This is a genomic window from Rhizobium aureum (genome assembly GCF_030182495.1).
Classification (GTDB): domain Bacteria; phylum Pseudomonadota; class Alphaproteobacteria; order Rhizobiales; family Rhizobiaceae; genus Rhizobium; species Rhizobium tropici_C.
Genome location: NZ_JAQJCI010000029.1, coordinates 28,110 through 43,497, shown reverse-complemented (window position 1 = coordinate 43,497; position 15,388 = coordinate 28,110). Strand labels below are relative to the sequence as shown.

Genomic DNA, 15,388 nt, shown 5'->3' with positions numbered 1-15,388 from the left:
CACCGGTGCTGGTGCCGGTCGTCTATCTCTCGGCCGCTGATAAGGCGAAAGTCAATGCAGGCGGCGCCGTCATTGCCGGCAACAGCGTCAGCATCGATGCCGGCTCCGTCAACAATTCCGGTGCGATTGCCGCAGCGGATGGCATGACCATCAATGCGACCGAGATCAAGGCCAATGGCGGCACTTTCCTCGCCGGCGGCAACATGAACCTCAATGCCACCAATGGCATTACGCTTGCCGCCCAGACGATGACCATCGGCGGCCAGAATGTCGTCAACACCAATGCCGGCGTGTCGGCCGGCGGCAATCTGCAGATCGCCGCGGGCGGTACGCTGAGCTTGCAGGGCACCAAGATCGCCGCAGGCGGCAATGCCCAGCTTTCCGGCACCAATGTCAACCTTGCTGCTGTCAAGGTTGATAATGGTAGCCAGCAGAATGCGACGGGGGCCCGTGTAACCACCGGCGGCAATCTCACTATCGCCGGCACCAACGACGTCAACATCATCGGATCCTCCGCAAAGTCGGGTGGGAATCTTTCGGTGACTGCTACGAATGGAGCGGTCAATATCGTCTCCACCGATGTCGCCCGTCGCACCGACGACGGCTACACCAAGACGACCAGTACCGATCAGCAGGCTTCGCAGCTCTCGGCCGGCGGCAACCTCGCGATCACCGCAAGCGGTGACGCTGGGGTCAATGCCAATACCGGTGTCCTGATCTCTGGTTCCGACCTGACGGCCAAGGGTAATGTCGGCCTGACCTCGAACGGCGACATCAATGTTACCACGTCTCAGAGCCAGTCGAACTCGACTTTCGGCAAAAATTCCTCGTCCGAGCTGACGCATAATGGCTCGACGATTACGGCGGGCGGCGATCTCGTCGCCAAGTCGAACAATGACATCAACGTCATCGGTTCGACGATGGATGCCGACGGAAAGCTTGGCTTGCAGGCCGGGAAGAACGTCACCATCGCTGAAGCGACCGACAGCGCCACCCTCGATGTCAAAAGCTCCAGCAAGAAGAGCGGTTTCTTCGGTTCGACGAAGGAGAATGCCTCCGGTCATCTGGAGACCACGACGGCGGCTGGCTCGTCACTGTCCGGCAAGGACGGTGTGACGATCATTTCCGGCGGTGACACTACGGTCTCCGCCTCCAAGGTGACGGCCGGTGATGATACTCATACCGCCGATCTCAAAGTCCAGACCGGCGGCAACCTGATCGTCTCCGCCGGCAAGGACACCGAGACCGAGCATGACAGCGCCAAGCGCAAGGGTTTCCTGCGCAGCGGCAGTTCCAGCTATGACGGCTATAACGAGACGACCATCGGGTCGCAGCTTTCAGCCTCGGGCGATGTCAATCTGGATGCCGGCAAGGCGGCAGCGATTGTCGGCTCGAAGGTCAATGCCGATGGCTCGCTGAACGTCTCCGGCGAGAGCGTCTCGATCATCGGTGCGCAGGAAAACCACCAGTCCGACAGCAAGCGCAAGGATTCAGGCCTCTTCGTCGGCTCCGGCGGCGGCTTCATCTCGCTCTACGGCAAGAACGAGAAGCAGGGACAGCAATCTTCCACGGATAACATCGGCTCTACATTGTCGGCCGGTCAGGACGTCAACCTGACTGCGAGGACGACCGATCTCAATATCATGGGCTCGTCGGTTAGCGCCGACCGCGACATCAACCTGTCGGCCGCCCGCGATGTCAACGTCACCCCCGGCGCCGAAAGCTCGTCACAGTCCGAGCAGCAGAAGAAGTCCGGCTTCGGCATCCAGTTATCCCTCGGTCAAGGCTCTGCCTCCATCGGCCTTGGCTATGGCTCGTCCACCGACAAGACATCTCAGGCATCGGCGACAAATGCGGTTTCGACGCTTGCCGCCGGCCGCGATGTCAACATCCATGCCGGCAACGACGTCAATCTCCAGGCAGCGAAGGTCGACGCCGGCCGCGACGCCAACCTCTTTGCTGCAAACGACGTCAATCTGCTTTCGGCCGAGGATCAGAGCAATTATGCCGAGATGCACCAGCGGCTTTTTGCCGGCATCAGCCTCACCGTCTCGTCTGGGCTGATCAGCGCCGGTCAGAGCATCGCCTCGGCCGCTGGTAGCCTTGGTGGCTCGAACAGCCAATATGCGTTGGCTCCAACGGCTCTTGCCGGCTACCAGACATATAATACGCTGGACAAAATGGGGCTCTTGGGCGGCGTTGCGTCGCAGCCGCTCGCATCCACCTCGCTGACGATCGGCTTTACCTCGTCGAAGACCGAGCGATCGACGACCGTTGGCACGCCGGTCGTGACGGAGATTGATGCCGGCCGAAACGCCACCATCGTGGCCAAAAGCGGCGATATCACCGGTCGCGGTACCCAGATTACCGCAGGTTCGGCCGGCGATATTGACGGCGGCAATGTGCTGCTGTGGGCCGGTCGTAACATCGATCTCGAAAGTGCCCAGGCCTTCTCGAACTCGTCGGCGAGCACCAAGTCGGCCGGTGCCTCTATCGGCATCGATGCCGGCGGCGTGACCGCCGGCGGCAGCTATGCCAAGGGCAGCGAGAAAGCCACTGGCGTCACTCAGGTCAACAGCCATGTGCTCGGCACCGGCAACGTCAGTACTGTCTCCGGTGGTGACACGACGCTTGCCGGCGCGGTCGTCTCCGGCAACAGCGTCTCGACGATCGCGGGTGGCAATCTCAATATCGTCAGCCGTCAGGATACGGCCACCTATGACGAAAAGACGCTCGGTGCCAGCCTTGGCTTCTCCAATCTCACCGGTGTCTCTGGCGGCGTGCAGGTCGGCAAGACCAAGGGCACTTACGCCAATGTCGCCGAACAGTCGGGCATCGTCGCCGGCGATGGCGGCTATCACGTCACAGCCGGTGGCAATGTCGGTCTCATCGGCGGCGTCATCGCCTCCACCGCTGATCCCGCCAAGAACGATCTGACGGCCAGCTCGCTCACCTTCTCTAACCTCGAAAACACCTCGGAGGCCTCGACCTCCAGCTACGGCTTCAGCCTGACGCCTGGCGGCTTGCCCGTTCCGAGCATCGGCCAGCCGGCCAAGCAGAGCGATACGGGTGCCGCACTCGCCACCCTGACGCCTGGCAAGCTCACGCTCTCCAACCAGACCCAGGATCTCGCCAGCCTCAACACCGATCTTTCCAAGGCCAACGACACCGTCAAGCCCTTCGACATCGACAAGCTCAAGGCCCAGCAACAGAGTGCCGCGGCGCTGTCGGCACTCTTGAACATCGGCGTCGGTACGCTCTCCGATAAGCTCGGCTTTGACGAAGGCTCCGTGGAAAAGACCGCCTTGCATGCTGCCGTCGGGGCGCTGGTCTCAAAACTTGCCGGGGGCAGTGCCCTCACGGGGGCCGCCGCCGGCGCGGCCAGCGAACTCGCCAATGGCGTGCTGCAGGACGTGCTGAAGGCCAATCCAAATCTCAGCGCCGATCAGAAGAATGCCATCACTCAATGGGTGGCGGCCACAGTCGGCGGTTTGACCGGCGGCATGCAAGGTGCTGCCACCGGCCTGGACAACGTCAATTATAATTACCTCAACCACGCCGAGGCTATTGAGCTCAAGCAGGCGCAGGATAAGTGTGACGGCGGCGATGCAGCCTCTTGCAAAGAGGCGTTCGCGTTGACCCAGCTCGACATACAGCGTGATGCAAAGCTGCATGCCGACTGCACCGCCGATAGCGAAGGCGCGGCTTGTCAGTCGGACATCGCCGATCTTCGTGTGGCGCTCGCCAGCCTCTATAAGAACAATGATGGCCTCGATCCCGTGATGATGCACTGGGTCGAGCTCTATCAAACGACGATGCAGCAGGACCTCTATGACCCCAGCGGCGTCAAGCGCGCCATGCTGAATGTCGCAGTCGGGGCACTCCTCGGTGGGGGTGTCGCGGCTGAAGGTGCCGCAGCAGCGGAGGCCAACATTGTGCAGGCCGCGCGACTGCGGCAAGCAAATATGCTCAGTAAGAATGTCGGATATAACGTAAGTCCGACGAGTTGGGACAGTTATTCGACTATTGGTCGATCGGGAACTTTTATAACCGATCAACAGGCTATCACCGATATCCTGGGGCCACTAAACATCTATGGTGACACCTTTATAACTGCTCAACAACAGGCTCAGCTTGAGACTGCTATGGGATTGCAGCCAGGTTCACTCGTAGGCGGCTTTAAAGTACGCCAGGTTACCGGAATCACAGATATGTCACCGAGAAGTCCCTTGGAAGGAAACAATCTTTTTCAGGGACCTGGGCAGCATCTACCTGGAGGTGGGCCGGAGATGGTTGTTGACTCAATCCCGACAACTGACACAAAAAACGTAATCACAATAACTACGGTCCGAGTAAAATGAGCACAAGCGACTCCTCTATGAAAGCATTCGTTGCCGAAGCTTCGGCATCTTGCATTGTGGTCGTTATTTTAGATGATACTATCTCAGAGAAACTTGCCTCATTTGGATTTACTCCAAATGAAGAGGCGGGCTTGAACTCAGTTTCCGTGAATATCTCAAGTGTTAATGAGAAAGCGATGGTTTTTGCACGTTTGCGAGATTGCGGAGTATGCTTTGCTGCGGGGCCAGATTGGTCGCCATCCGAGGTATTTGAATTCCTGAGAAGCGAAGGTCTGTTGATCGGAAAATATCGAAGAGTCGCATGGTCCGGTCCAGGGCGATTCATGATCACGGAGAGTTGCTAGTCGCGCGCATTTCGGACGATCCTCAGATGCCGGCCTCGCTAAGAGAGCCAAGGGAGATCTTGATCCGCTTTTCGTTGTACCATCGGATGTAAGCATCCACCTTCCTGACGAACTGTTCGAACGTGATGTCCTTCCAATCTCGCTGGCAGAAAATCCCGCGTATATTGGCAAGTTTAGCTTAAGAAAGCGGCAAGCGGAAAATGCTGGCACAACGGTGTCAGATATTGCTGACTGCTATCTCAACTTATTGAAATGGAAAAAAGTAGTTGAAGGGGCCGCCCGTTCGATTCCCATCACATCAGGTTTTTTGTCAATTGTTCATTCGAGTGGGATCGAATTTCTCCTAGGTAATCGGATCCGCGGTCTGAGCCCATAGCGATTACCGGCCCGGTTCTCGGGCCAGTACAACCTCACATCCAGTCGCCGCACTTGGGCGGCAAGCACCAATTTCCCGCTTTCGCGGGCGCGGGCTCAGGAGAACGGGACCAATCTCAAGACCGGCGGTTGAAGCCAAAAGGAATCCCGGTCCGTTCACCTGGGTCCGTCAGGGCTAATCACTCCCTGAGGATTAGATCTGCTCAGGACCTCTATGACCCCAGCGGCGTCAAGCGCGCCATGCTGAATGTCGCAGTCGGGGCACTCCTCGGTGGCGGCGCAGCCGCTGCAGAGGCGGCAGTTGCCGAGGGTAGCGTAGTTGCCACAAAGAACGTTGCGACTCCGTACGGACCGGCTTTTCAATCGAACTCGCCTGCTGCCCTTGATGCCATTAAACAAGTTCAACAAGGAGCAACCTTGTACCGGATAGGTACATTGGGACAAAGCCAAGCTGCAGAAGCACAATTCTGGTCCCTACAGAATCCTCTGACTACACCGAATTATCCAAGCTTGTATGGCATTCCACCTGAAAACGTGACGAACGCAAATTTTGTAGAAACTGCTATCATACAACCCGGTACACAGTTTATTACTCGCGCAGCTCCGGCAGTCGGCACCAATCTCGGAGGAGGGATTGAAGTTGTCGTTCCAAGTGGTGGTGTTCAAATGCAATCTTTCAGCACACTGGGACCCAAATGATGAACGATCCATATCAAGAGGCTAGGTCGATCGGGGATTCTCTTGACAGAGTTGGGCAGCATGAATACGCCGAGCAAATCCGACGCGCTCTTATCGAAGGTTCAACCGGAACGGAGATCTACATGATTTTACGTTTGCGATTGATAAATATAGCTAGTGACCAGGCTATCGCCATGGACATTAGAACGCGAGTACAATTTCTCCGCGACTATCTTGATCGAGCATTGGCATCGTAGTTTTGCTTGTGGCGGATGTCACAACCTATGCCGCCATCGACCAAAGTTGGCTGAAATAGTGGGGCCGCTCCCCGAGGTAGGTTGGTAGGTGGGGGCGGTGGTACCACCGGGATTTTTGGGCTGACTGCTCGAGGATAAAAACGCCGTGAACGCTTGCAATTGGGAAATAATTGGCGGATTTGATTCGCCGGGCGAATACAAGCGTTTTTGCGTTTGGCTATCGGTACAGGTCGATCTGGGCGCTGTCGAGCGCATTCCAGTAACGAAACCAAGCATCGACCTTATCTCTGGACTCGAGGAGCGATGGTATCGTTGCATAGAATCTGGAGAGATATGGCGCTTGGTTGCTCCTGAAGCACCGTTTCGGGGTATGTGGGGACCCGTGAATTGAAGAGCGTTTTTAGAACAACGCGAGAGCCTTTTGGCCCTGCTTTGGAGCAAGCCTGACGAAACATTTCTGCAAAGGCTGTGGGCTCGCCTATTCAGAATTCCGCATTATGGAGCAGTTGCCGCAAGATTCCGATGATGGCTGCTGTTATTCCGGGGTATCGTTGACAGCCATGTGCTCGGCACCGGCAACGTCAGTACTGTCTCCGGTGGCGACACGACGCTTGCCGGCGCGGTCGTCTCCGGCAACAGCGTCTCGACGATCGCGGGTGGCAATCTCAATATCGTCAGCCGTCAGGATACGGCCACCTATGACGAAAAGACGCTCGGTGCCAGCCTTGGCTTCTCCAATCTCACCGGTGTCTCTGGCGGCGTGCAGGTCGGCAAGACCAAGGGCACTTACGCCAATGTCGCCGAACAGTCGGGCATCGTCGCAGGTGACGGCGGCTATCACGTCACGGCCGGTGGCAATGTCGGTCTCATCGGCGGCGTCATCGCCTCCACCGCTGATCCCGCCAAGAACGATCTGACGGCCAGCTCGCTCACCTTCTCTAACCTCGAAAACACCTCGGAGGCCTCGACCTCCAGCTACGGCTTCAGCCTGACGCCTGGCGGCTTGCCCGTTCCAAGCATCGGCCAGCCTGCCAAGCAGAGCGATACGGGTGCCGCCCTCGCCACCCTGACGCCTGGCAAGCTCACGCTCTCCCACCAGACCCAGGATCTCGCCAGCCTTAACACCGACCTCTCCAAGGCCAACGATACCGTCAAGCCGTTCGACATCGACAAGCTCAAGGCCCAGCAGCAAAGTGCGGCTGCCCTGTCGCAGCTTGCCAATATCGCGATCGGCGACATCGCCACGCATTTCAATCTTCCCGAAGGTGGCGTTGAGAAGACCGCGCTGCATGCGGCGGCGGGTGCGCTGACGGCACTGGTCGCTGGCGGTAACGTGGGTACCGGTGCCCTGGCGATCTCGTATGGTGCGGGTGCCCGCGAGGACATACGAAGATGAGTCATTTCAGGGGAACTGGACAATCAGGAAGCGGCGCTATGTCCCGGAACATGACCAGGATGTATCTTGCACCCTCGCACTCACGGCAAAGGGTGGAGCCATTGCTCAGGTGAAGACGTTGGATGATTGGGGTGTACCGGTTGGTGAAGACGGATTGTTTCCGGCGACCACTTCGGCCTGTCAGATCGTCTTCGGATCGTGAGCGAGTTGTTCAGCCGTGGCGCAGGTATTATGGCCCATACTGCCGTTGCAAGCCGCGGCATCCGATTCGAGGCCGCTTTTCCGCTTGCGCTGTGGCCGATCACTTCGCTCCACCCATGTCGGCGGGTTGCCGCGACATCGAAGAGATCTTTCGCAAAGCAGCAGGGGTCTATTCCGGGCCTAAATGCACTGCCATGGTCGAAATTACATCCGGAATGCTACCGGTAGGCGGCGCGTAGCTGGTAATCTTAACACTGCAAGCAGGTGTGGTGTTGCTAATGATCGTCCACAGGCTGCCCGCAGGTGTGTTGATTACGCCGATCGTCCCGCGCCCTGATTGGCTCATGATTTTCATGCTTGGATCGACCATCGACATGATCCTCGCCGTGCGCTGGTAATCGCCGACTTCGGGTAAGAAGAACACAACGGTAATTCGGCTGACATTGCCAGCCTGCGTCTGAGTTGAGCCCGCCACCCCGTCGGCTATTTTCATCCAATCCGGAACAGCAATGGCGCAGGCGCCTTTAGCGGCATGGAAACGCTTCCAACCTGCTGGAGGCGGGGAGGCTACGTGCGGCGCCGTCACGCAGCTGGAGAGAGTAGCCATCAGAGCAATACCGGCAGTAAAGGGCAGCAGACGGCGCATTGTAAATTCCTGAATGAGTGCGAATGCGATGCGGCAAAGGATTTGGCGCCGACCGGCGCCAAAAGATTGTTGTTGCGAGTATTCCACCGTGCCTATTCAAAGATGCACCCTTGCTCTGGCTTTAATGGGCTTTCACCCACAAAATACGCGTATCACCTTGGATTTAGGATCAGTCACGGACTGGACTGCGGTGCCACTATGGACGAAATTCAAACGCGTAGGCGTATCGGTAGCAACCCGTTCTTCACTTCCATAGTGTCGCGAATCTGCGGGTATTTTCAGCCCCGCGGTGGCAGAGGATGGGCCCCCTACAAGCTTTTGATATCGAGAGGCACCGCAGGCATCAGAAGTCGGGCCAGCCGCCGAGTTCGATGTGGACGAAGTTGCACATGCACTCAGAGAAAAAAGGGCTAAAAATACAGGCGCGGTCAGTAAAGGTTTCAAGGCTTCCCCCTTCAGGCTGCTAACTATCCAGAACTCTGGCATGTCAGAGTCAGAATCCGGTGTCATCAGGCTATCCACTGCCCCAATCAGTTGCAAGATGACAATTTCAGGTGGCATCGGCAAAACAGCGAGAACCGCACCCTCGCGTCGTAATGTCTGCTGGTTCGAGATGCATTTTCGCCCGGAACAGCACTGAGCGAGCATGTATCTAATTGCCGGTCTCAGCCCCGCCGATCAGCAGCTCGAGCCCGGCTTCAAACAAGGCTTTATGGCCCTTGGCGCGGTAGACGGACAAGGCTTTCGCCAAGTTCGGATGGTTTTCGGCGGCCGCATCGAGCGCCGACCGATCCCTGGATTCGGCTGCATCCGCCTGCTCCTCCAATACACATCCCACCACATAGCGGCTGATCGCGATCTGCAGCGCCAGAGCCTTTTCGGAATCGAAGCCGGCGGTATACAGGCATTCGAGTTGGGCTTCGATCGCACCGAGGTGCGAAAGATCGACTTCGGTTCCCGCATGAACGCGGGCACCATCGCGCCATGCCAGCAAGGCGGAACGGAAGCTGCTGGCATTGGCGCGCAGGAATTCCTGCCAGGTCTCTCCGGCAAGAGGTATGTTGCGCGTGTGATTCCGCCTCAGCATCTCGGCATTCATCGCCGCAAGCAGCGCCTGTTTGCCCTTGAAGTGCCAGTAGAGGGCAGGCTGCTGGACGCCGAGGCGCTGGGCGATCAGCCGCGTCGATAGGCCGTCGATGCCGACTTCGTTCAGAATGGTCAGCGCCGCATCGACGATCTGGCTTCGATCGATTTTCATAGGCTCTCCGATTGACAGTCCCGCATGCATAATTTATCGGCGATAAAGTTACTTATCAACGATAAGTTTTGCACTATGAACAAGATGCTTTTGACGGTCCTCTCCGTCGTCGTTCTCGATGCCGCCGGAACTGGTCTCGTGATGCCGATCCTGCCGGAGCTTCTACAGAGCGTGGCGCATACGCCCGAGCTCGGCTGGCGCTTCGGCGCGTTCCTTTCGCTTTATGCGGCGCTGCAGTTTCTCGCCTCTCCCATCCTCGGGACGCTGAGCGATGTCTACGGCCGCAGGCCGGTGCTGCTCGTTTCGCTGGCGGGCGGCATGATCGACTATGCCTTCATGGCCTTGGCGCCGGGTTTCTGGTGGTTGTTTCTCGGGCGAGCCTTTGCCGGCCTGACGGCCGCCAATGCCGCGGTGGCGGCGGCCTGTCTTACCGACATCATGCCGGAGGAGCGCCGGGCGCGGGCTTTCGGGCTCCTCAGCGCCTGCTTCGGCATCGGCTTCATTCTGGGACCCGTGATCGGCGGCATGCTGGGCACGATTTCGCTGCGAGCACCCTTCATTGCGGCCGCGCTGCTCGTGATGGCGAATTTCATCATTGCGCTGATCGTGCTGCCCGAGACGCGGACGGCGAAGCCCGAGCGAATCGACCCGTCCGCCTTTCATCCCTTGGCGCCGCTGCGCTGGATCGGCGCATTTCCGGCGCTCCTGCCGCTTCTCGTCCTATCCATCATCCTCAGTATCGTCGGCGAGGTGGGCGGCACCATATGGGTGCTCTACGGTCAGGACAAGTTCGGCTGGGATACGGCGACCGTCGGCCTGTCTCTCGCCGGCTTCGGCTTCTTCCACGCTCTCGCCCAGGCCTTCGTTGCCGGCCCGCTGAGCGAACGCTGGGGCGAGCGTTTCGCGCTGATCGTCGCGATCGTCTGCGATAGCGCTGCCTATATCGCGATCGCCTTCGCCACGCGCAGCTTCGTTGCCTTCCTGCTTTTCCCGCTCTTCTGCCTCGGCGGTATCGGCCAGCCCGCGCTGCTGTCGTTGATGACGAAACGGGTGGGCGCGGATGAGCAGGGGCGCCTGCAGGGGGTGCTGACCAGCCTGGCGAGCCTCGCATCCATGGTGGCGCCGTTGGCGATCAGCGAGATCTATTTCGCCTCAAGGCATGTCTTTCCCGGTCTCGTCTGGATTCTGGGCGCCTTGCTCTATCTCCTGTGCATTCCGGTTCTGTTCGCGCATCGGCGGCAGGCATATGAACCGCCAGGAGGCGTGAAATGTCGGCAAGGCGAGCAGCCCTGAAGGACAGTCGGTCGCTCCATGGTGAAAGGCGCCGCCGAGTGTCGGCGGTCAGGTGGCGGATTCATCCGGATCAGGGTCCCTGGCCTTGGTGAAGAGGCTCTTCAGCGCGCTGGTCTTCGCCTTTGCCGCCTTGTTGGCCTTGATCGCCCGGGTGGCGGCTTTGGCCTGTTCCAGCATCATCTCGATCTGGATCTGCTGGATTTCGGTCAGCCGCTCCCACTGGCGATTGAGGAGATGATCGACCTTTTCATGCAGGTGGCGGATTTCCAGTTCGGCCTTCAGGTTGACCTTGTAGTCGTTGAGGGCTCGCAGGCGGTCCTTCTCTTCCTGACGGCGCTGGCTCATCATGATGATCGGCGCCTGCAGCGCGGCGACCGTCGAAAGAACCAGGTTCAGCAGGATGAATGGATAGGCGTCGAAGGCCTGTTTTTCGCCCATGAAGAGATTGATGCCCATCCAGACGGCGAGAAACAGGCAGAAGGAAATGATGAAGGTCCAGCTGCCGCCGAAGGACGCCACGCCGTCCGCCATGCGGTCGCCGATGGAGCGATGGTCCTCATAATCCTCTTCGATGTTCTCGGCCAGCGTATCATGTGTCTTCAGGCTTTCGACGACCTCGTCCTCAAGGTTGGAAAGCTCGCCGCGCTCCACCGTCAGCAGCTCGGCGATATATTGAGCGCGATAATCGTCCATCACCTTGCGGCTGATATAGTCATCGGCGCGAAGCTCCGGATGCTTCAGCCGCATGAAATCCGCCAGTGAGGGACGAAGGTCGTCGACATGCACGGCATCTTTCTTCTTGAGCACCTGCCCGGTGATGGCGTCGATAAGCTTGACGGACTTGGCCTTCGCCTGGGCGAGGCTCTTCGTATAGTCGTCCATCTCCACCACGGTCGGGGTCTCGCCCTCGCCCGCGTCGAAATCGACGATCCCTTCCGCCGGTTCAAAGGTCTTCGCTTCTGCCATATAAGGGGGCCTTTTTGACGTTTTCTCGCTCATCTAACCAATAATGCGAACAGGAATGTGACTGTTGGAAGGCTGTCGAAATCGCAGCCGAATGAAACCGCTCTCCACCTCTTCAGCATGCTTAGCGCCATTATCCTAAGTAACGGCAAATGAAATGCGCTGTTCCCCGCATCTTCCGGCGTTTCGACGGTTATCGGGCAGGAAAAGCAACCATGCCGCGCGACCTCGCAAATGCTTTCGAAAGCGCTGCGTGTTTCCGCGGAAAATTCTACGATTACGATCAAGTTTTGCCTTTCAGGACCCTTGACTGGGGCGAGGCGACCGCTATTTGCCGCGCTGCAGCAGACATTCGCTGCTGCGAATAAACTTAGAGTTTCAACGAATTATATCGCATCAACAGGGGTGTTGGGCCTGTTGCCACGGGTTTTGCAAATATGCGGAAAGGATAGCTATGCACAATCCCCCGGCAAGAGACTTGGAGTCCATCGCCCGACAGGGCGGCCGCTTCAAGCGCATGGCTGTCAGGATACCGACGTACCTGACCGATCTTAAAGAAAATCCGGCTTGGTTGCCCATGTTCCTATTGGCCAGAACCCTGCCGTTTCGGCAGATCCATTGGCTTGCGACCAAGCAGGCCGTCAGGCTCCCCATTTCCGGCGCCTCAATGTTTGCAGGTATCGAGCGTAGCGTTGTCGTCGATGCCTTGCGGACGGATGGTATCTATCCGAGCCTGATGCTGCCGGATCATATCCATCGGGAGATCGCCGAATTCGCCGGAAAAACCAGCTGCTACGGCAATTTCAACAGGCAGCTCGAATTTGTCGCCAGCGAACACGGACAAGCGGAAGCCCGCTTCGGGCGGCCGATTCTGAGCGGACACTTCTTCGAACGCTCGCTTGATTGCGAAGCCGTCCTGGCGGTGCAGCGCGATCCGTTGCTGATCGATGTCGCTCGCCAATATCTCGGCGGGCAGGCCAAGGTGATCACTACCCGCATTTGGTGGAGCTTCCCGACCCAGGCTTCCGAAGCCGACAGAAGCCTTGCCTCGCTGGATAAATATCACTTCGATCTCGACGACTGGCGGATGTTGAAGTTCTTCTTCAATCTCGTCGACGTGGACGAGGGCACAGGCCCGCATGTCTTCATCAAGGGAAGCCACCGCCGCCGCCAGCTCCGGCATCAGCTGACTTTGCTGGTGGGGCATCCCGCGAACGAGGTGCTCGATTATTATGGACAGGCGAATGCGCTGACGCTGACCGGCAAGGCCGGATCCGGCTTCGTGGAGGATCCTTTTGGCTTCCACATGGGCACCGTGCCCACGCGGAAGCCGCGCCTGATGATGGAGGTCGGCTTCGGCGTCTCGAAGCCGTCGCGGCGCCGCTTCCATGGCGAGCCAGTCCTGCGATAGGCCTTGCTTGATTGTCATGCCGGGAGCGCCGCTATCAGGCGTTCCCCTTGGTCCCGTCTCGGGACGAACGGCTGAACCGCCTGGCGATCAGGTGATCGAGCGCGATGCGCCCAGGCCCGCCAGCAATGATCACCAGAAAGCAGGTTGCCCAGGTGCCGTGCGTCGGCCAGGCATCGGGATAGACGAAAATCTCGATCACCAGCGTCATGCCGAGCAATGCCAGCGCCGACAGCCGGCTTGCGAGGCCGATCACGAGCAAGAAGGGAAAGAAATGCTCACTGAAGGCGGCGATATGAGCGGCAATCCAGGGATCGACCAGCGGCAGTTTATATTCCGTCTGAAAGAGATAGACGGCATTGTCGGTCACATGCCAGCCCTCCACCTTGGTCTGGCCGGATTGCCAGAAGACGGCGGCAATCGACAGCCGCGCTATGAGGGCGATCAGGTCGTGCGGAATGCGGTCGAGCAATCTCAGAGCGTCATGAAGCTTTTGGGGCACGGTTTCGCGTTCGGCCGGTGCGGCCGTCATCATCTGGTTCTGCATCTTCATTCCTCTTGGCGTTCAGCGAATGGCCATGAAGGCGCCTGCCGTGAACGCACCGGCGAGGTTGGCGGAAAGATCGAAATCTGCAGTTTCGGCGAGGGACGTCTCGAAGGCGCTGCCGAGCTCGGCGCCGGCAAATAGCTTCTCGAGAAAGCTGGCGCCGCCCGGAGGGAGACGATGTACTTCCACGATCATCTCCGGACGAACGACGAGAGCATCCTCGCCCGTCCAATCGGCAATATTGGCAAGCTCGATTTCGCCGGTATTCATCGCCCAGATGGTGACGGCCGGATGGGCGGAGCGAACGACGGAGGCCGAGGGATGCGGCGTGAATTTCAGCTTCGAAAGCCCCTCCGGCTCGACGATCGCCAGCAAGGCGGCATCGGCCGGCAATGCATCGGCCGCGTGATAGGCCCGGCCTCGGGCTGCCTCCAATCTCATGACGTCGGGCAGATAAGGGATTTTTCGTGTCGGTTCGAAACCCTCGACGAATTCGGGAAAATCATCGCCATAGGCAAGCAGCAGCGGCGATCGCGGCGGATGCAGCCGAATGAATTCATGCGCCATGGCTGCGAAGAATTCCTTGCCGACGATCCTTTCCGCCGCCGGAAAGCGCGAAGTGAGCGCGCCGATCAGGCCGATCGCGACATTGTTGCGATAGACGCCGAAGCGTCGCGCAGGCTGTGGGCCATTCCAGGCCATCAATCCATTGGGCACCGCGAGATCGGGATTGACAAGCGCTGCGGCGAACTCGCTTTGCGTGGTGAGAGACATCGATCCCTCCTCAGGCCGCCCGACGTGCGGCGACGGCGCGCTTCAAGATGGCTTCGGCCGCTTCGGCCTCGGCCCTCAAAACCGGCCATTCCGGCACGTCGTTATCCCACTCGACCAGGCTGGCCACTGGACCGATCCGGCCAATGAGCTCTTCATAGAGCGCCCAGACGGGATCCTTCACCGGTGTATCGTGGCTGTCGATCAAAAGCGGCGCACCTGAGTCGTCGACGGTTTCCGAATGGCCGCTCAGATGGATCTCGCGCACCCATTGCACAGGAAAGCGCTCGAGATAGGCGCGCGCATCCATGTGGTGGTTGGTGGCGGCGACGAAGACGTTGTTGACATCGAGCAGCAGGCCGCAGCCGGTGCGGCGGGTAACCTCGGCCAGAAATTCCGTTTCCTCGATCGTGCTTTCCTCGAAGAGCAGGTAGGTAGCCGGATTCTCCAGCAGCATCTGGCGGCCGAGTATTACCTGAACCTGATCGATATGGTCGCAGACCCGCGCAAGCGTCGCCTCGGTATAGGGCAGGGGCAGCAGATCGTTGAGAAAGGTCGTGTCGTGACTCGACCAGGCAAGATGCTCCGAAAAACTCTCCGGCTCGTAGCGATCGCAGACGATCTTAAGGCGGGTAAGATGTTCGGTGTCCAAAGGCTGCATCGAGCCGATGGAAAGGCCGACGCCATGGATGGACAGGGCATAGTCGCCGCGCAGCCTGCCGAGTTGGGCATGCGGCGGGCCGCCGGCACCCATGTAGTTTTCGGCATGGACCTCGAAAAAGCCGATCGGCTGCCTTTCCGCATTGATCGCGGCGAAGTGCTCCGGTTTGAAGCCGACACCGGCATGGCGAGGAAGTTCTGACGGTTTCATTGCGGCCTCCGGGTTGGAG

General features: G+C 58.9%; 11 protein-coding genes and 1 pseudogene. 5 read left to right on the top strand and 7 right to left on the bottom strand.

The features are described from left to right. On the top strand, window positions 1-4,361 hold a 4,361-nt coding region (locus tag PH552_RS32350; protein ID WP_285166637.1), incomplete at its 5' end, for a hemagglutinin repeat-containing protein. A gap of 366 nt (window positions 4,362-4,727) precedes the next feature. Here PH552_RS32350 and PH552_RS32345 read toward each other — a convergent pair. Then, window positions 4,728-4,859, bottom strand: a pseudogene (locus PH552_RS32345) (IS3 family transposase); the annotation flags it as partial. Window positions 4,860-5,320: 461 nt separating this feature from the next. Between PH552_RS32345 and PH552_RS32340 the strand changes: the two are divergent. Both PH552_RS32340 and PH552_RS32335 read left to right on the top strand, forming a co-directional pair. After that, window positions 5,321-5,779, top strand: a complete 459-nt coding sequence (locus PH552_RS32340; protein ID WP_285166636.1) for a hypothetical protein — start codon at window positions 5,321-5,323, stop codon at window positions 5,777-5,779. Between the two features lie 798 nt (window positions 5,780-6,577). Beyond that, complete coding sequence (locus PH552_RS32335) at window positions 6,578-7,411, top strand: hemagglutinin repeat-containing protein (protein ID WP_285166634.1); 834 nt, start codon at window positions 6,578-6,580, stop codon at window positions 7,409-7,411. A 370-nt stretch (window positions 7,412-7,781) separates the two neighbouring features. Here the strand turns inward: PH552_RS32335 and PH552_RS32330 are convergent, their stop codons facing one another. Both PH552_RS32330 and PH552_RS32325 read right to left on the bottom strand, forming a co-directional pair. Then, window positions 7,782-8,258: a hypothetical protein gene (locus PH552_RS32330; protein ID WP_285166632.1), complete on the bottom strand. Its 477-nt coding sequence runs from the start codon at window positions 8,256-8,258 to the stop codon at window positions 7,782-7,784. A gap of 652 nt (window positions 8,259-8,910) precedes the next feature. Next, window positions 8,911-9,516: a TetR/AcrR family transcriptional regulator C-terminal domain-containing protein gene (locus PH552_RS32325; protein ID WP_112341701.1), complete on the bottom strand. Its 606-nt coding sequence runs from the start codon at window positions 9,514-9,516 to the stop codon at window positions 8,911-8,913. A gap of 75 nt (window positions 9,517-9,591) precedes the next feature. On the opposite strand from PH552_RS32325, the gene PH552_RS32320 reads away from it, so the two are divergent. Beyond that, complete coding sequence (locus PH552_RS32320; protein WP_113251717.1) at window positions 9,592-10,809, top strand: TCR/Tet family MFS transporter; 1,218 nt, start codon at window positions 9,592-9,594, stop codon at window positions 10,807-10,809. 48 nt (window positions 10,810-10,857) lie between these two features. On the opposite strand, the gene PH552_RS32315 is transcribed toward PH552_RS32320, so the two are convergent. Beyond that, window positions 10,858-11,775, bottom strand: a complete 918-nt coding sequence (locus tag PH552_RS32315; RefSeq protein ID WP_113251716.1) for a DUF1003 domain-containing protein — start codon at window positions 11,773-11,775, stop codon at window positions 10,858-10,860. Between the two features lie 451 nt (window positions 11,776-12,226). Between PH552_RS32315 and PH552_RS32310 the strand changes: the two genes are divergently transcribed. Further along, entirely contained in the window at window positions 12,227-13,183 is a 957-nt protein-coding gene (locus PH552_RS32310) for a phytanoyl-CoA dioxygenase family protein (RefSeq protein WP_285166630.1), read from the top strand. Between the two features lie 34 nt (window positions 13,184-13,217). Here PH552_RS32310 and PH552_RS32305 read toward each other — a convergent pair whose 3' ends face one another. From PH552_RS32305 to bufB, 3 genes are read right to left on the bottom strand one after another with little or no spacing between them, the layout of a single operon-like run. Then, the gene (locus PH552_RS32305; RefSeq protein WP_183765683.1) at window positions 13,218-13,727 is read right to left on the bottom strand and encodes a DoxX family protein; all 510 of its coding nucleotides are present in this window, start codon (window positions 13,725-13,727) and stop codon (window positions 13,218-13,220) included. 18 nt (window positions 13,728-13,745) lie between these two features. Continuing rightward, window positions 13,746-14,501, bottom strand: coding sequence for an HvfC/BufC N-terminal domain-containing protein (locus PH552_RS32300; RefSeq protein ID WP_285166628.1), 756 nt, complete (start codon window positions 14,499-14,501; stop codon window positions 13,746-13,748). Between the two features lie 10 nt (window positions 14,502-14,511). After that, entirely contained in the window at window positions 14,512-15,369 is an 858-nt protein-coding gene (gene bufB / locus PH552_RS32295) for an MNIO family bufferin maturase (protein WP_285166626.1), read from the bottom strand. Between the last annotated feature and the right edge of the window lie 19 nt (window positions 15,370-15,388).